General features: G+C 65.3%; 16 protein-coding genes and 3 pseudogenes. 5 read left to right on the plus strand and 14 right to left on the minus strand.

Annotated features, from left to right (window positions below):
* The 5 genes and pseudogenes from M3461_11510 to M3461_11530 all read right to left on the minus strand — a co-directional run.
* Positions 1-222: hypothetical protein (locus M3461_11510; protein ID MDQ3774933.1), on the minus strand; the 222-nt coding region annotated here is incomplete at its 3' end.
* A complete protein-coding gene (locus tag M3461_11515; protein MDQ3774934.1) occupies positions 219-1,634 on the minus strand; it encodes a radical SAM protein in 1,416 nt (471 codons plus the stop codon). The genes M3461_11510 and M3461_11515, both read right to left, overlap by 4 nt.
* Positions 1,635-1,938: 304 nt before the next feature.
* Entirely contained in the window at positions 1,939-2,805 is an 867-nt protein-coding gene (locus M3461_11520) for a DUF547 domain-containing protein (GenBank protein ID MDQ3774935.1), read from the minus strand.
* A gap of 353 nt (positions 2,806-3,158) precedes the next feature.
* Entirely contained in the window at positions 3,159-3,356 is a 198-nt protein-coding gene (locus tag M3461_11525) for a hypothetical protein (protein ID MDQ3774936.1), read from the minus strand.
* Between the two features lie 135 nt (positions 3,357-3,491).
* Positions 3,492-3,905, minus strand: a pseudogene (locus M3461_11530) (kynureninase).
* Positions 3,906-3,976: 71 nt separating this feature from the next.
* Between M3461_11530 and M3461_11535 the strand changes: the two are divergent.
* Both M3461_11535 and M3461_11540 read left to right on the plus strand, forming a co-directional pair.
* Positions 3,977-4,297: a hypothetical protein gene (locus M3461_11535; protein MDQ3774937.1), complete on the plus strand. Its 321-nt coding sequence runs from the start codon at positions 3,977-3,979 to the stop codon at positions 4,295-4,297.
* 575 nt (positions 4,298-4,872) lie between these two features.
* Entirely contained in the window at positions 4,873-5,226 is a 354-nt protein-coding gene (locus M3461_11540; protein ID MDQ3774938.1) for a hypothetical protein, read from the plus strand.
* A 195-nt stretch (positions 5,227-5,421) separates the two neighbouring features.
* Here M3461_11540 and kynU read toward each other — a convergent pair whose 3' ends face one another.
* From kynU to M3461_11570, 6 genes and pseudogenes are all read right to left on the minus strand, one after another.
* Positions 5,422-6,705 (minus strand): kynureninase, encoded by a 1,284-nt coding sequence (gene kynU, locus M3461_11545; GenBank protein MDQ3774939.1) that lies wholly within the window; start codon positions 6,703-6,705, stop codon positions 5,422-5,424.
* A 21-nt stretch (positions 6,706-6,726) separates the two neighbouring features.
* The gene (locus tag M3461_11550) at positions 6,727-7,560 is read right to left on the minus strand and encodes a cyclase family protein (GenBank protein MDQ3774940.1); all 834 of its coding nucleotides are present in this window, start codon (positions 7,558-7,560) and stop codon (positions 6,727-6,729) included.
* Positions 7,560-8,567 (minus strand): amidohydrolase, encoded by a 1,008-nt coding sequence (locus tag M3461_11555; protein MDQ3774941.1) that lies wholly within the window; start codon positions 8,565-8,567, stop codon positions 7,560-7,562. Before M3461_11555 ends, M3461_11550 begins: the two co-directional genes overlap by 1 nt.
* A gap of 13 nt (positions 8,568-8,580) precedes the next feature.
* Positions 8,581-9,105 carry a 3-hydroxyanthranilate 3,4-dioxygenase gene (locus M3461_11560; GenBank protein MDQ3774942.1) on the minus strand — a complete coding sequence of 175 codons (525 nt, stop codon included), beginning with the start codon at positions 9,103-9,105 and terminating at the stop codon, positions 8,581-8,583.
* Positions 9,106-9,124: 19 nt separating this feature from the next.
* A complete protein-coding gene (locus M3461_11565; protein ID MDQ3774943.1) occupies positions 9,125-9,550 on the minus strand; it encodes a Rid family hydrolase in 426 nt (141 codons plus the stop codon).
* Positions 9,551-9,816: 266 nt separating this feature from the next.
* Positions 9,817-9,996: pseudogene (locus M3461_11570) on the minus strand (efflux RND transporter permease subunit).
* Between M3461_11570 and M3461_11575 the strand changes: the two are divergent.
* Both M3461_11575 and M3461_11580 read left to right on the plus strand, forming a co-directional pair.
* A pseudogene (locus M3461_11575) lies at positions 9,985-10,404 on the plus strand (DMT family transporter). The pseudogenes M3461_11570 and M3461_11575 sit on opposite strands and share 12 nt — an antisense overlap.
* Positions 10,405-11,409: 1,005 nt before the next feature.
* Positions 11,410-12,651 (plus strand): class I SAM-dependent methyltransferase, encoded by a 1,242-nt coding sequence (locus tag M3461_11580; GenBank protein MDQ3774944.1) that lies wholly within the window; start codon positions 11,410-11,412, stop codon positions 12,649-12,651.
* Between the two features lie 40 nt (positions 12,652-12,691).
* On the opposite strand, the gene M3461_11585 is transcribed toward M3461_11580, so the two are convergent.
* Positions 12,692-13,420, minus strand: coding sequence for a glycosyltransferase family 2 protein (locus M3461_11585; GenBank protein ID MDQ3774945.1), 729 nt, complete (start codon positions 13,418-13,420; stop codon positions 12,692-12,694).
* A 112-nt stretch (positions 13,421-13,532) separates the two neighbouring features.
* Here M3461_11585 and M3461_11590 point away from each other — a divergent pair, with 112 nt between their 5' ends.
* Positions 13,533-15,485: a tetratricopeptide repeat protein gene (locus M3461_11590; protein ID MDQ3774946.1), complete on the plus strand. Its 1,953-nt coding sequence runs from the start codon at positions 13,533-13,535 to the stop codon at positions 15,483-15,485.
* A 192-nt stretch (positions 15,486-15,677) separates the two neighbouring features.
* Here the strand turns inward: M3461_11590 and M3461_11595 are convergent, their stop codons facing one another.
* Both M3461_11595 and M3461_11600 read right to left on the minus strand, forming a co-directional pair.
* Positions 15,678-15,881, minus strand: a complete 204-nt coding sequence (locus tag M3461_11595; GenBank protein ID MDQ3774947.1) for a hypothetical protein — start codon at positions 15,879-15,881, stop codon at positions 15,678-15,680.
* 539 nt (positions 15,882-16,420) lie between these two features.
* Positions 16,421-16,731 (minus strand): efflux RND transporter permease subunit (locus M3461_11600; protein ID MDQ3774948.1); only part of this gene is annotated, 311 nt, incomplete at its 5' end.

Here is a 16,731-nt window from a genome sequence, read left to right on the forward strand (position 1 = left end):
CACATGGATCACATAGGCTTCGAGGTCGGCACGATCGCGCGCCAGCGCGGAAAAATCCACCTCGCCGCGATCGTTCACGAAGCGCTCGAGGACCCGCGCATAGGCCTCGATCGGCGGCCCGCCGCGATCCGCAACCGGCGCCTCCGGCACCCTGACCAGGGTGCTGCACGCGCTCAAGACCCACGCCAGTACGACCAGCGGCGCTCGGCACCAATGTGTCATTTCCGCCGGCCCTCCGGCACAGGCCCTCCGCGTCGCCCCACGCGCTTGACGTATTCGAGGGGGAACACCGCCGCGTCGCGCCGAGCGCCCGACGCAGGCGAAAGGCGCCCGGTCAGGGGGTCCCAGGATCGTGTGCCTTCGGCCAGGGGCACCGGCCGCAGGATAAAACGGTCGCGCTTGGCGTTGTGCAGGCACATGGAAATTGGCCCCTCGCCCGATGCCACCATGAACACGCAGGCGTGCAGCCGCTCGTGCTCGAGCCTACGCGCGTCCATGAAGTTGTGCACCACGAAAGACAGCTTGCGGACGCGCCCGCGCGCCGCCAGGAGATCGCGGCGCGCGTCCCACAGGGTCCTGCCGAGCCACCTGAGCCCCCTCCACCACAAGTCCGGCGCCTTGACGAAGGCGAAGAGCGCGGCTTTTACCGCGGCGCGGCGATCGGTGCGCGGGAACACTATCTCTGCCGTGCGCGTGAGGAGCGGCACGACGAACCCCGGATCGTCATAGAAATCGTAAAGAGCACCGTTGATCTCGAAGGCCATGCCATAGCGGTTGCAGCGCGGGTGCCCGGCCTGGAGCGTGTCGAACCGCAGGGCGCGGCCGGCGCCCTCCTGGATCCGCCGGACCACCGTATCGGGGGTGATGAACGCCTCGCGCTCGCGCAGGACGCCCCGGCCGGTGTCGGCCTGGAGCTGGAAAGAGGCCAGCGAAACGACGTCCGTATGGCGGCGGAAAAAGCGCACCACGGCCGGGATCTCGTCGAAGTTTCCGGCAAACACCGTGGTATTGAAGAACACGGCCAGCGGCAGGCCCCTGGCACGCTCGATATAGCGCTCGCGCACCACGTTCAGAGCAGCCTCCGAGTCGTAGCCCTTGCGTCCCTGGGTCAGGTCCACATGGAAGGCCACATCCGTCAATCCGGCCCCAGAGAGCGCCGTCAGGAGCTCGCGGGTCGCGCGGATCCCGTTGGTGAAGAGCGAGGCGCGCATGCCCTTCTCAGAAATGCGCCGGACGATCCGGATGAGGTCCTCGCGCCTTCTCAGCGTCGGCTCACCGCCCGAGACCTGGATGTCCGTATGCTCGCCGTAATGGGCCTCTACCATGTCGATGCGGCGAAACAATTCTTCCAGGGGGATGTCCCGGACCGCCTCGGAGTGCTCCGATAGGTAACACAGGCTGCAATCGAGGTTGCAGCGTTGCGTGACCTCCAGAGACACGCAGCCGATCGGCCAGCGCCGCCCGCCGATCTGGCCCGGGCCGCAGCAACCGGCCTCCTCGAGGCGGTCCTTGAGGCGCGCCCACCGCCCCGCAGGACTCGGGGGCAAGGGGTAGGGCGCAAAGGCCTTGATCTCCGCGTCGGTGAGAAAATGCGGTTCGAGCGGCGGTGACGAGGGTAAACTGGTTATTGTCACAAGTCGCCTTTTTACGATCCCCTCTCCCTCCGGACTATACAGGACTATACAGGGAGAGGGCTAGGGTGAGGGGATCAAAAAGAGCGATTCCTGGTCGTCGTGGTATAACACACCTCAGAGGTTGTGAAAAAACCTACTGCGCTCGGGATCTCGCGCTGCAACTCGGCGCGCCAAGCAGGGCCACTCCCTGGCCCTGGCTTCCCGGCGGTGCTCGGAATCCTCATGTATTTCAACATACACTCCGGTTCTTGCGCTCCGGCGGAACGCGATTTCCCTTCGCTCGCGACGGTTTTTTCAAAACCTCTCAGGGCTCGTTCAGCGACCAGTCGTAATCATAGTCGATCGGCCCCACATAGCCGCGCAGGCGCAGGGCCGGCTCCGGCCGGGCATAGCGCAGGAGATGGCCCACTACCCCGGCCTCCGTCCCGCCGAAGTCTTCCTGATACCAGTCGTAGATACTGGAAGCGCGAAGCCCGCCATCCTGCCACTTAGCGCCGCGCGGGTGGTTGACGTAGTCGCGGGCGCCCTGCTCGAGCAGCCCCTCCAGGTTCTCCCGCGTGTACGCCCGCCCCGCCAGATTGGGACAGCCGATGCTAGCACAGTTCACCGCGTAGTGGATTCTCGGATCGCGCCAAATGGGCCGCAGGACCCCGTGCTCGATGTCGTTGAGCGAGAGCGCCCGCCCGGCCACCTTCGCGATCGCATCGTCCCAGGGCCCGCGGACCAACCACCCGCCGCCGATCTCACGGATGCTCTTCACCGGATAGTGCGCGAGCACCAGATCCACGGTCAGGGCGTTGTACAGGTTGATCCAATAGGCCTCCTGCTCCGGGCGGGGATAGCGTCTCGGGTCCAGCGCCTGCAGGGTCGCCAGGTAGGCGCGCAGGACCGCCCGATCGGCACTACGCACGGCGGCGTAGGCAAAACGATGCACGCCGCTCGGGTGGCGGGTGTCTAGATAGCCATCGAGCAAGCCCTGCCAGGGGCTATGGTCGATGACCGCGGGGTTCGCCGCGTCGCCGCGATCCCAATACGGTTGCAGCTCGGCCTTCGGCGCCGCGACAGCCGGACCCGAGGCCCACCCGAGCGCGAGGCCCATGGCGATCCACCAGAGGACCGAAATCAATCCTCTCTGCCCCTTCGCTCGTGCCCCGTCGTGGCGGCTGATCATCCGTAGAAACTGCTATTAGTTTAGTAAACTAATGAGAAACAACCGAGGGCGGGTGCACGGATGCGAACCGACTACGCCGAGCGCCCCGGACCTCCGGCCGAAGAATTCACAGACGACTGCTCCGTTCCGCCGCCCGACAATACTATGTGCTACACCCGTCCCTGCGCCGCCTCGTAGACAGCTTGCTCTCGCCGCATCCCGACCGCCAAGATAAGCACTTCGATGAGCTCCAAGTTTACCCGATAAACGATGCGGGTGTTGCCGGTGCGGCCGCCGTCAGCCGGTGAGTGCGCCGCGCGGTGCTTTGCCGAGCTTGTCCGGCTCGCCGTTCTGTATACGGTCGGAGATCATCTTCAGGATCCTGCGCACTTCTGCCTGCCCAGGGCTTCGAGGGCCGTCACCGGAAGGAGGACGGCCGCGGGTGCGTTATGTCGCATCACCACGTACTCGTCCTGCTGGCCGGAGGCCAGGCGATCGATGATGTTTTTGGTCGAGCGTGCCACCTTCGTCACTGAGATTGCCTGGTTTCGGCGCTCCAGCAAGCTGCTCATGCGACCTCCAAGGGAACCGTAGCTTATGTGAGTACACTACGCATAATTATCAGATGATTCAACGGTACCGCATTTGCTTGACGTCCGCGTGCGAGCCCCGCGCCGAGGCGGGTGATGTGGCGCGGGTTGTGTGGGTTAGAGGCCCGCCTTCAACGCCTCGACGAAGCGATGCACGTCCTCGAAGCGGTTGTAGAGCGGGACCGGGGCGACGCGCATCACATCGGGCTCGCGCCAGTCGCAGGTGATACCGGCGGCCGTGATGCGTTCGTAGAGCCCTCTGCCATCGGTGGCCTTGATGCGCAGCGAGAGCTGGCAGCCGCGCCGGGCGGGCTCGCTCGGTGTCAGGACCTCGATGTGCTCGGGGAGCTCGCGGCGTAGGAGGGATCCCAGGAAACCCGTGAGCCGCTCGGACTTGGCCCTGAGCGCTGCCATGCCGCCTGCCTCGCCGAAAACCTCCAGCGCGGCGCGGACCGCGGCGAGTGATAGGATAGGCGGGTTACTCTGCTGCCAGCCCTCGGCGCCCGGAATGGCTCGAAACTCGGGACCCATCTCGAGCGCGAGTCCTTGTCATGGCATAGGCGAGCTTGCAGGCCAGCGCCGGATCATCGAACATTGCCTGTATGGCGAGGAGTGACAAGACGCCCGCGACCAGCCCGGACCTGGTGTCTCTTGATGTCATTCGTTCGGATCTGCGCTACGAGGCGACCCTCGCGCCCCCAGCGTTCGACATGCTTCTGGGCGGGAAGTCGTTCGGCCCAGTCTACAACGCACTCGAACCCCTGGGCCTGCGACTTGATGACATGCGGGTGGAGGGGCAACAGCCGGCGGAACAAGTGCTTTCCTGCTATGTGTCCGAAGGGCGAACCCTCGTGCGGTATCGTTTCAATCGGGTCGAGGTCCAAGGCAGCGCGAAGTCGGTGTCGAGACCCTTTTTCGGCTGATCGAGGTGGCCGTGGGGGTGGTTCGGACCACTAGCCAGACGAAGATCGAGGAGCATACGTTCACCAGTGGCGTGCACGGGCGGTTGGGCGTGGGTAGCGTGGAAGACCAACTCGGTCGGCATGTTCCGGCGAAGAGGGCGGCCAAGGTCGCGCTAGCTCCATCAGGCGTCACGTTCCGTGTGGCGTCGCAATCAGCCGCCGGGTTCGCCAGTCTGGAGCGCTCCCTCTTGGTCGAAGATGGCGCCTTCCTCCGGGTCGTCAGTGTACAACCCGGGACTCTTGACGAGCGGGCGGCGTGCGAACAAGCCCTCGGGTTCTTCCGGGCCACGGCTGCTGCGTTGGGACTGCGTGTACGTGAGGAACAAGCAGATGCTAACAGCTGAATCGCATCGTAACTTGGAGCGGGTTTGGCAGATCGGCCGACAGGGGGAGGAGCTTGGTCCACTCCGCAGGCAAGCGCTCCTTCAGAGCCCAACAAGAGTAAGTTCTGGCTTCCTGGGCGGAACACTCGGCTCTCTGGCACCGACTACTTCCTCCAGCGAGCTTCCCGCTGTGGCGGGGAGCCGGCACGCGAGGTGCGCTTTAGCGAGGATCTCACGCACCTCGTCCCAAGCGCTGGCGACGTCGGCATCGGGCAACAGGAGGAGTATCAGCTAGCGCTCTCTGATACTTGCGTGGTCCTCGATACGTCCGCGGGCCCAGCTGGGGAGATCGCGTACTTCGCTCGCGGCCCGTTGAAGCACAAGCTCATCGTCTTCACGCACGAGCGCCACAAGGGGAGCAAGAGCTTTCCGGCGCAGTTGCGCGAGGGACTCGAACACCACTTCTATTCTGATACCGAGTACGCCTCCTGCTCGCTGGTTGAGCGCGTATGCGATCGCATGCGCCACGTCGCCCTCGGCAAGCTCCTCGGGCTCAGTCCGGTCTGAGCGAGTCTCGCAAATTCACCGCGGCTTTGCAGTCTGGCCCGTACCTGCCGGTCCCCTAGCACTGCGACGCACTCCGGCAGCACGTCGGGTAGGCGGAGGGTGACTCCATCGCTCCATATCGATTGACTGATGGCGAAGTCCATGTGCGAGTCGCGCCTCGCGGCGGACGAGATGTGGCGCGGAGTCGTGGGCGCATTAGAGGCTCGCCTTCAACGCCTCGACGAAGTGATGCACGTCCTCGAAGCGGTTGTAGAGCGGGACCGGGGCGACGCGCATCACATCGGGCTCGCGCCAGTCGCAGGTGATACCGGCGGCCGTGATGCGTTCGTAGAGCCCTCTGCCATCGGTGGTCTTGATGCGCAGCGAGAGCTGGCAGCCGCGCCGGGCGGGCTCGCTCGGTGTCAGGATTTCGATGTGGTCGGGGAGCTCGCGGCGTAGGAAGGATTCCAGGAAACCGGTGAGCCGCTCGGACTTGGCCCTGAGCGGGGCCATGCCACCTGCCTCGCCGAAAACCTCCAGCGCGGCGCGGACCGCGGCGAGTGATAGGATAGGCGGGTTGCTCTGCTGCCAGCCCTCGGCGCCCGGAATGGCTCGAAACTCGGGACCCATCTCGAATCGGGTGTCTTTGTCATGGCCCCACCAGCCGGCGAGGCGCGGGAGATCGGTGCGCCGCGCATGGCGCTCATGCACGAACAGGCCGCCTACCGCGCCCGGACCGCCGTTGAGGTATTTGTAACTACACCAGCACGCGAAATCGCAGCCCGAGTCGTGGAGGGCGAGCGGGATGTTTCCGGCGGCATGGGCCAGATCGAAACCGACCACGCACCCCCGGCCGTGGCCGAGGCGGGTGATCTCATCCAGGTCGAGCACCTCGCCGGTGTAATACTGAACACCCGGCAGCAGGATGAGCGCGATGGCATCGCCCTCACGCTCGATGGTCTCCGCAAGGTCTTCCAGCCGCAGGCAAGCCTCACCGGTCCTCGGCCGGGCCACGAGCAACGAAGACGCCGGTTCCAAGCCATGGAAGCGGATTTGGGATTCGACGGCGTAGCGATCGGAGGGAAAGGCCCGGTCCTCGATCAGGACCTTGTGCCTTTCCACCGTGGGTCGGTAGAAGCTCACCATCATGAGGTGCAGATTGGCGGTGAGCGATCCCATCACCGCCACCTCGTGCGGCTCGGCGCCGACGAGAGACGCGCTCGGCTCGGTCAAGAGCTCGTGGTAGGGCATCCAGGGACGTTCGGGCTCGAAATGCCCGCGCACGCCCCGGCGCTTCCAGATCGCCAGCTCCTCGAGGACATAGGTTTCCGCGCGCTTGGGCATGAGCCCGAGGGAGTGGCCGCAGAGATAGACCTCCTCCGCGCCACCGGCCGATCTCGGGATATGAAACTCATCACGGAAGCGCGCCAGCGGATCCGCTCGGTCCTGGACCCGGGGGTATTGGAGGCCCGCGGGCTCGTTTCTGTGATTCGGTGACACGCGCCGAAGCGATCGCCTGTTTCAGCCCGCCGGGGCCAGCGGTACGAGCGGATAGATCACAGGCCGGCAGGGTGCCGCGTCGGACAGGAACGCCGGGACCGCGATGTCGAGGAGATAGAGCCCGTCCGGGATGCCATCGGGCACCAAGATCATCTCGGTCACGGTCTTTCGGGACCCTGTTTCTCCGTTCAGAGTACGGCTCGATGGCGGCACGTTCCAGAACAGACGGTGGTTGCTCAACGTTCCCTGGTCGTGCATGCGGTCGATGGACGGAAAATCGACCAGGAGATGCTCGACGCCGACATCGATCAGATAGCCGATCGCTTCGGTCGAGAAGAACGGCGGCGGATCGGTGTCGTCATAGACACGGCCGGCTTTGGATGCATCGTTCGGCAGGGTGCGGACGATCAAGGCCTGCGATTCCTCGCGGGGCACCGCGTGCAGGGCCACTTCGAGCGCCGAGCGCGTGACCAGTCGATCTCCGGTGTCCAGTGTCGGGCCATAGCCCTCCGCACTGTCCCGGGCGAGGCTCGGGGCGATGGTGACGAGCCGCCCCGAGAAAAGGCTCGCGCCCACGACCTGGGCGAGCGCCACCGGATCGTTCACGATGTGCCCCACGGTCTCGATGTGAGTGCCGTTGCAGTGGGGGATCAGGCGCAACTCGGCGACGTTGCAACTCCCGCCCTCGTCCGTGGAGCCGACGAAACCCGGGAACCTGAGCGGCGTGGCCGAGGCGCGCGGCGCGCCGAAGAAGCTCGGCTGGGGGCCGGCGAAGTCGAGCGGGATGGCGAGCGATCGGGCGGCATCCAGCCGCACCCGGTAATCGCGGCCGGCGATCACGACCCGCATTTCCATCACGCGAATGCCGTATTCGGGATGCCGAGCCACTCCAACGCGGTGCCGTGGAGGAGGCGTGCCATGGTCGGCGCATCGAGTCCGGCCGACTCGATGAGCCGGCCCGGATGTGGCTCTCCGAGCGGGAACGGATAATCCGAGCCCAGCGCGATGCGCTCGGGGCCCATGATGTCCAATAGATAGCGCAGCATGCGCGGTTCGTGCACCAGCGCATCCACATAGAGGTGCGTGAGCGACGCGCGGGGATTCACCCGGCAGTCCACGGCGCACAGGTCCGGGCGCACCCGGAAGCCCTGCTCAATGCGTCCGATGAGGGCCGGGAAGGCGCCGCCGCCGTGGGCGAAGGCGATCCTGATCCTCGGCAGGCGCTCGAAAACGCCCGAAAACACCAGCGAGCAGATGGCGAGCGCGGTCTCGGTGGGCATGCCGAGGAGCCAAGGCAGCCAGTACTTCGACATGCGTTCCTTGCCCAGCATGTCCCAGGGGTGGACGAAGAGCGCGGCCCCGAGCGCCTCGGCCGCCTCGAAGAACGGGTAGAGCTCCGGGGCATCGAGGTTCCAGTCGTTCACGTGCGTACCGATCTGCACGCCGGCGAGACCGATGTCCCGACAGCGACCGAGCTCCTGGATGGCCAGATCGGGCGCCTGCAAGGGCACGGTCCCGAGCCCCACGAAACGCCCGGGATGAGCCTCGACGAGCCCCCCGATGTGGTCGTTCAAGAACCGCGCGAGGTCCAGCCCATGCTCGGGCCGGGCCCAGTAGCTGAACATGACCGGCACCGTGGACAGCACCTGCACGTCCACGCCGTCGCGATCACAGTCTTTCAGGCGCAACGCCGGGTCCCAGCAATTCGCCTCGACCTCCCGGATCACTACCCCATCCTTCAGCAGGCGGCCGCAAGCCGGTCCGTATTGCTCGAGCTGGACGAATCCCCCGTAGCCATAACGGGCCCGGAGGTCCGGCCAGGCCGGGGGCAGGACATGGGTATGGACGTCGATCTTCCGCATCGCCCGCCTTGTATCATCCACCACCGGCCGGCGCCGGCATCACGGTCCCACAACGGCGGCATACGGTGTCGGGGCTCGCGAAGAAACGCGCGAACACCGGCGGCAGGTCCTTCTCGATGTCGCGAAGCTCGATGAATTCCTCGTAGAGCAGGTGGTGGCAGCCGTCACAGTACCACTGGAAGCCGTCCCGCTCATGGGGAAGGCGCTTGCGCTCGATGACGAGCCCGATGGTATCCGCATAGCGCTGCGGCGAGTGCGGGACCAGGGGCGGGAGCAGAAACACCTCGCCGGCCCGGATCGGGACATCGACGACCCGTCCGTCCTGCACGGTCTTGAGCAGCATATCGCCCTCGATCTGGTAAAAAAATTCCGGGCCCGCATCGACGTGATAATCCTTACGGTGGTTGGGGCCGCCGACCACCATGACGATGAGCTCCCCTTCCGGAAAGACCTGTTTGTTGCAGACCGGCGGCCGCAACACCGCGCGATGCGCGTCGATCCAGCGTTTGAAATCGATGGGTGGGGTGGGTATCTGCATGGCGTTGTCCCGAATCGTGCTAATCAATCGTGGCGATGCACTTCAGCTCGATGGCGATCGGCGTCGGTAATCGGTTGACCTCGACCGTCGTGCGGCACGGCCGTATTTCGCCGAAGTACTCCGCGTACACACGATTATAGACGGCGAAGTCGCGTTCGATGTCGGTCAGAAACACGGTGACGTCGATGAGCCTGTCCCAGCCGGACCCCGCCTCTTCGAGCACCAAGCGCACGTTGTCGAAGACGGCCCGACACTGTAGCTCGATATCGTGGGCGACGACCCGGCCCGCGGCATCGAGCGTGACGCCCGGGATTTCCCGGCTGCCCCGCCGCCGCGGCCCGATCCCGGACAGAAACAAGAGCCCGCCCGCGCGCCGCGCGTGCGGATAGGCCCCGACCGGCTCGGGGGCCTCTTGCGAAACCGTGACGCCGCGAGTGTCCGACATGAACAAGCACCTCAGGTGGTTACGGGGTTAGGACAAGCCCCATCTGCCTTAGCGCGCCGCGGCCCGGAGACGGGAGACTCCCACCCTTTGGAGTATACCGCATCGGCTAAAAAGTACCGGCGTAGCGTTCGCCTCCCGAGCCGACGCTGCTCCGGACGCTTGATGGATGCCGTTCCGGCTGATGGAGGTCGTCGTCCTCGACGTTCCGATCAGAACACAGGGTCCTTGCGTAACACACTTCCGGATGGGTCCCATGCTCGGCTTGGCGGCAGCTTGCTTTTGACTTCCTGGATGCGTTCGTTGACGAGTTGGCGGGCGAAATAAATGTCCGTGCCGTCCTTGAATATGACGGTCGCTTGCGACAGGCCATAGCGCGACAGCGACCGGGTGTATTCGAGCTGCGGCAGGCCGCCCATCGCCGTTTCGATGGGGAAGGTAACGCGCTGTATGGGATTAGCCTCGTATTGTTTGTGTACGCGCTACGCTATGTGGGAGCTGCCCGAACCGGCGCGTATTTCTCCTCTGCGCCCTTCATCGGAGCGGTCTTCGCGATGGCACTTCTCAGGGAAGTACCGAGCCCTTGGTTCTGGGGGGCTGCGCTCTTGATGGGCAGCGGGCTTTGGTTACATCTCACCGAGCACCACATGCACGAGCATGATCATGAGGAGATTACGCATAGCCACGGGCACGCGCACGACGAGCACCACCGACACGAACACGATTTTGACTGGGACGGACGGGCTCACACGCACTTCCAGACGCCGTTGAGCAGGACCAAGAAAAAAGATGACAAGTACTTCAATACTCATCGGCATGAATATATCCCTCCTTTCAAAGTCGCCGTTTCTGAATGATTCTATTGCGCCACTTGGTTACGCTCTGGCGCCTGTTGCGTCGAAACAAACTTACCCACGAAAACGTGGCCCAATGACGAGGGAAATGCAAGGTGGACTTCTAACCAAATGCTTTAACCCTCCAGTTGCTGAAATAGCCTCGTCGGCCTTTAAGCAAAATAAGTGACCTCATGAAGAGGCTATCCACTTCGCTCCACCAATGACCTATGTAGTGGTAAATCTAGTTTATTCAACCCAAGATGTTGTGGTTAGTGGAGGGAAGTGGATAGCCCATTCTCATGATCAGAAAGACTAGGCAGCGATCTGCACTTCACGGTATAATGTGCTTGTGGAAACAACCGCATATCCGAAGGAGACCCCTTCCCATGCAGTATAGCAACGTCCAATCCAAGCGCTGTTCGCTCATCTGGGGCTCAACGAAAGGCTGCGCCGCTGCTTCAGCCATCTCACCGTCAGCCCGATCTTCGGACACGCCACGCTGGTGCTGTGTTTGGTGCTTCACCCTACGCTGGGAACCGGCGGTTGCGCGATTTGCGCTACTATTCGGATGATCCCTTGGTCGTGCGGACGATCGGGCTGCGCCGTCTGCCCGATATCGCCACGCTCTCTCGGGGATTGGCGAGGGCGGACGAGTCCATAGCGCCTGCAGGGACTCGTGCGGGAGGGAGTCGTGGCCCGGCTTGTGGCCCTTGGGCTCTCGCGCGTGACGCTCGACTTCGATGGCTCGGTGATCGGCACAGGGAAATGGGCCGACGGCACGTCCTCTCTTCTGCACGGTCGCAGACCGGTCAGGTGCTCGACGTGCTGCATCGTTCCGGCAACGTCTATGATCCGCATGGGTGAAGAACTTCATCCTCGCCTATATCGCTGTCGTACGGGCGGCCCTGCCTGGGGGTCTGCATCGAGGTGCGCATGGACAGCGCCTTTTGTTGTCGGCAGCCTCGACGCCGCGGACGTGGAGGTATACGGTGAGGCGTCCCCTTCGAACGCTTTACCGATCTTCCGATGATCGAAAACGCCGGCCGCGTCCTCTGCCGTGTCTGCGGCGGGGGCGATCTCCACTCCTTCCTCGATCTCGGGGGGATGCCGCTGGCGAACGCCCTTCTCACGGAGGAAGAGCTCGCCCTTCCAGAGCCGCGCTTTCCGCTCGACGTCTCGTCGTGCGCTCGATGCGGGCTCGTCCAACTCCCTCTCGTCGTCTCGCCCGCGGCCCTCTTTCAGCGCTACGTGTATTTCTCGTCCGTCTCGCAGTTCATGACGCGGCACTTCGCCGCCCTTGCCAGGGAAGCCGCAGCCCGCTTCGTCGCCCCTGGAGGCCTCGCCGTCGAGATCGGCTCGAACGACGGCGTTCTGCTCCAGGCACTCCGGGGCGAGGACGTGCGGATCCTCGGCGTGGAGCCCGCGACGAACGTCGCGGAAGTCGCCCGGGCGAAGGGGGTGCCGACCATCAACTTCTTCTTCAGCGAGGCGCTCGCGCAGGAGATCCGCCACCGCGAAGGTCCGGCGTCGCTCGTCTTCGCCGCGAACGTTCTGGCGCACATGGACGATGTTGCCGACGCGGCGCGCGGCATCGAGCACCTGCTCGACGCGCGGGGTGTGCTTGTCGTTGAATGCCCGTACGTCGTCGACTTCATCGAGAAGAAGGCGTTCGACACGATCTACCACGAGCACCTCTCGTGCTTCGGAGTCCGCCCGCTCGTCGCGCTCTTCGAGCAGGTCGGGCTCGAAGTCTTCGATGTTCGGCGCCTCCCCGTGCACGGCGGATCCATCCGCGTCTACGTCCGCCGCCACCGCGACGGCGCGAGGCCTGCTGAGCGCCCCGTTGCGGAGCTCGCCGCGCTCGAGGATCGGGCCGGCGTGAGGGCTCGCGACCGCCTCGACGCTCTCGCACGAGAAATCCGCGCACTCCGGGACGAGATCCGCGACGCCATCCTCGGTCTCCGCCGAGAAGGGAAGCGGGTCGCCGCCTACACCGCTCCCGCGAAAGGCAACACGCTCCTCAACTACTGCGAATTCACCACCGAGGAGATCGAGTACCTCGCCGACGCGACACCCGCGAAGCATGGGCTCTACGCCCCGGGGAGCCACATCCCGATCCTGCCGATCGAGGCGTTCCACGAGCGGCCGCCCGACTACGCGCTGCTTCTCGCCTGGAACCACCGCGACGAAGTGCTGGCGCGCGAGGAGGTTTACCGGCGGGCCGGCGGACGGTTCCTCGTGCCGATCCCGGCCGTCGAGATCGTCTGACGTGCGCTCCGCGCGCGGGGGGACCGAAGCGCCAGGCGCCTCACCGTCGCCGTGGCTGCCGCAGGGGAAGCCGTCTCCACGGCGGATGTCGGAGCGCGGCGCGTGCCGTCCGCGCGGCGTAGAAGAACAGTCCCGAGACGTCGACGGACGAACTGTCGGCCGCGTAACGCACCGGGCACGGGACCTCGCCCACGCGAAAGCCGGCGGCGACGGCGCCCATGAGGATCTCGCTCGCGAACGCGTGCGTGTTGCCGTAGGTATCGATCGGAAGCGCCTCGACGACCTCTCGCGCGTAGGCACGAAGCCCGCTGTGCCATTCCCCGAACGTCGTCCCGAACCAGAGATTCTCGAAGAGCGTGAGCGCGCGGTTTCCGAGGTAGCGGGAGAGCGGCATGCCGCCCGCCAGGCATTCGGCGCGCGAGCGGATGCGGTTCGCCTGAATGAAGTCGAAGTAGCCGCGACCCACGTACTCGACCATGAGGTCGGCGAGCGCCGGGTCGTATTGGTAGTCGGCGTGGAGCTCGACGGCGACATCGGCCCCTTCCTCGAGGAAGAGCCGGAAGAGCCGCTTCAGGTTTCCCCCGTAGTTGAGGTTCCGCTCGTGGCGGACGACGCGGAGGCCGAGGCGGGTCGCGACCTCGCGGGTGCCGTCCGCGCTGCAGTCGTCGCCGACGACGACGTGAGGCTTGAGAGAAGCCGGGAGCGATTCGAACGTCCGCCCGAGGGTCTTCTCGGCGTTGTAGGCGAGCATCAGCACCATGGGACGCATCGTGACCCTCAAACACGCGGCGGGGTGCGCACCGGCATCTTGCCAGCGCGCGACGGGGCTGGCAACGGCGCAACCGAAGGGGGTCCCGGGAACTTCTCTTCAAGCATGGCGTATGGCTAGATCGTCGGCGGTGATCCCGCCAACTGCCGATTCGCCGGCCGCTTCACTGCGCCGCCTCCATCTCGCCTGCGCGCTCGTGAGCGCGCTCGCCGGTTTCGGCCTCTATGCGTCCCTCTACGACGGCAAGTTCTACTGGGACGACAACATCCTGATCGTCGACAACGACCAGGCGCTCGACGAGTGGGGCGACGCGCTCCGGGCCTTCGCGCAGCCTGTTCTCCCGAAGGAAGCGGTCGCGTACTACAGGCCGATCCTGATGGCGAGCTTCGTCATCGACCGACAGCTCTGGGGCAAGAATCCCGGCGCGTTCCACGTGACCAACGCGGTGATCCACGGGCTGAACGCGGCGATCGTCTGGTTTTATCTGTTCATCCTAGTCGAGAGCCCGGCGGCGGCGTTCGCGGGCGCGCTCCTCTTCGCGGTCCACCCGATCCAAGGTCAGTCCGTCGGCCTCATCCCCGCGCGGAACGATATGATGCTCGTTCCCGCGGTCATCGGGATGCTGCTCGCCGACCGCGCGCGCCAGCAACACCCGGGCGGAGAGCGCTGGAAATTCGCGCTGGCGATCGTCGGATGCTACGCCCTGACCGTCTGGAACAAGGAGACGGGGATCGTGGCCCCGGCGTTGTTGATTCTCGACGACCTGCTCCTCAGGCGGCGCCGTCCGGCGGACCTCGTCGCCCGGATTCCGCTGCTGGCCGCGCTCGCCGCCGTGGTCCTCGCCTACTTCGCGACCCGCCATGCGATCTTCGGGACGCCGTTCGGAGGCGACGAGTATGGGAACCCGCCGCTCGACCGTCGTCTCGAGGTCGTCATCGTGACGCTCGGCTACTACGTCCGGCAGATCCTGCTCCCGTGGGGGTTCGCTCCCGCTCCGTATCATCCGGAGTTGCTCGACCTCGCGGGCGCGGCATTCTGGAAGCTCGCGTTCTTCTTCGCGCTCTTCGTGCTGGCTGGCGCGCTCGCCATCGGGAGGAACCGGCGAGCCGCATTCGGTCTTGCGTTCTTTCTCGTCACGGTCTTTCCCGTGCTCGGCCTCGCGCCGATGAAGCTCTACCTTCTCGAGCATCGCGTGTATCTTCCCATGGTCGGCATCGCGCTCGCGGCCGCCGCGACGCTCGCGTACGCCGCATCGCGTAGCCGCGCGGCGCTTTCAGCCGGCTTTGCCGTCGTCGCAGTCCTCGCGATCCTCGCGTGGACGCGCGTCCCCGTCTTCCGGGATCCGGTCTCCTTCTGGACGGCGGGCGCGGCGAACGCGCCGCTCTCCGGATACGCCCATGACGAGCTCGGCTACGTCCTCACCCAGGCAGGCCGCGACGAGGAGGCCATCGTGGCGTTCCGGAAGGCGCTCCGCATCGATCCGCGATTAGATTCGAGCCGTTACAAGCTCGCGCTCGCGCTCGAGCGGAGCGGGCGCACGGGCGAGGCGCTCGCCGAGATCGAGGAGCTCCTGAGACTGCACCCCCGCTCCGTCGATGCCTGGAACGTCCTCGGCGTCCTTCGCAAGCGCTCCGGCGACCTGGAAGGCGCCCGGACGGCGCTCGGCCACGGGATCGAGATCGCACCCGAGAACCGGGCACTCCTCGCCAACCTGGCGAACGTCCACGAAAGTCTCGGCGCGCATGACGAGGCGGTGGACACGCTCCGGACTCTCGTCCGCGTGGAGCCCGGCGCGACCGCGGCGTGGGAGCAGCTCGGACGCGAGCTCTATAATGCCCGTCGCTACGGGGAGGCCGTCGATGCGTTCCGCCGCGCCCTGTCCCTCGGCACGGCGGACGCGCTCGTGCGGGTGGACCTCGCGTATGCGCTCCTCCGGTCCGGTAAGCGGGACGAAGCGGTCGCCGAAGCGCGATCGGCGCTCGAGAAGAGCGGCGGGTCGCCAGAAGTCGCCCGCCGCCTCGAAAACGTCGGCCTCCTCGAGGCCGCGCGCGCGAAGGGCTCGTGAAGGCTGTCGCGGAGATGCGGCGAGGCACGTCCTCGTCCCGACCAAGCCGCCGGCACAGGAGTGCGGCATCCGTCAGAAGCGCATCTCCAAGGCGAGGCCCTTCGCTCCCTGTCGTCGGTCGGCGTAAGGCCGGAGCCACTCCCCCCCGATTCTCGGCGCCCCGTTCGGGGCGACGGACCGTCCGACCCCCGGTTACGCCATTCGGCGTGGGTCCGAGCATCGATGAAAGCGCGTCGGCTGCGCTCGCGAGAGGCGGGTGGCGTAAATCGATTCCTTGTTGGCGCCGCGGGTCACGCCGGGATAGCTGCCCAGTTGCACCTGGGACGGTGCGTCGTAGCCTCCGTGGCACACCAGGCAGCGGTTATCGAGCACGACTTTCACATCGTGCCACGGCATCCCCGAGGCATCGCCGATCCGGTTCGATCGTAGCGCGCGGGATCCGGCGCATTTCGCATTCAGGGACAGACCACTATTGTCTGGTATTGTCGAGTGAGTTGTCTTCGATACCTGCGATCGGTTCTAGCTTGTCCAATCGAGGCGCCCCCGCTGCTCCTCCCGCAGCGCCAGCGGATCAACCGCCAGCTCAAAAAACGTCACCTCCGGCGGCACGGTTTCGTCACCTTGGACTCATGAACGGTTCGCATGTTCTCCCCGGGGGCCTTGCTGCTACAATATCTATATTAAACGTTTTTTCGATGCTCTATTTCCCTTTACATAAGGGTAAGCGCGCTGGCATCACACGCTGTATGTACTCTCGGCATTCCGAGCTCGCCGAGCATCGCACGCAGCGCGATCCCGGCCCGCACGCCTCCCAAGGCTTCGGTCGAGTAGCAGACCATCGCCCGGCTCCGACGATGAACGCCGCCCCCCGCCGAGGCCGTACCAATTGACCCAGGTGCCAAACGGGATTTCAGTGAACCTCAATCATTAGTTCCTCAGAGCACCATGCCGGACACCTTCAAACGGCCCTTCCGGAGCGCCCGCACCTTCATGATGTAGAAGATGACAGGGGTGATGATCAGCACGTGGATCGTCGAGGTGATCATCCCGCCGATGATCGGTGCCGCGATCGGCTGCATGACGTCCGAACCGACCCCGCTGCTCCACATGATCGGCACCAGCGATGCCATGACGACGCTCACCGTCATCAGCTTCGGCCGCAGCCGGAGCACCGATCCGCCGATCGTCGCTTCCAGGACGTCACGCTCGGTGATCTCGCCGCCTCGGTGAAGACGCTTGTCCAATG

The organism is Pseudomonadota bacterium, assembly GCA_030860485.1.
Taxonomy (GTDB): Bacteria; Pseudomonadota; Gammaproteobacteria; order JACCXJ01; family JACCXJ01; genus JACCXJ01.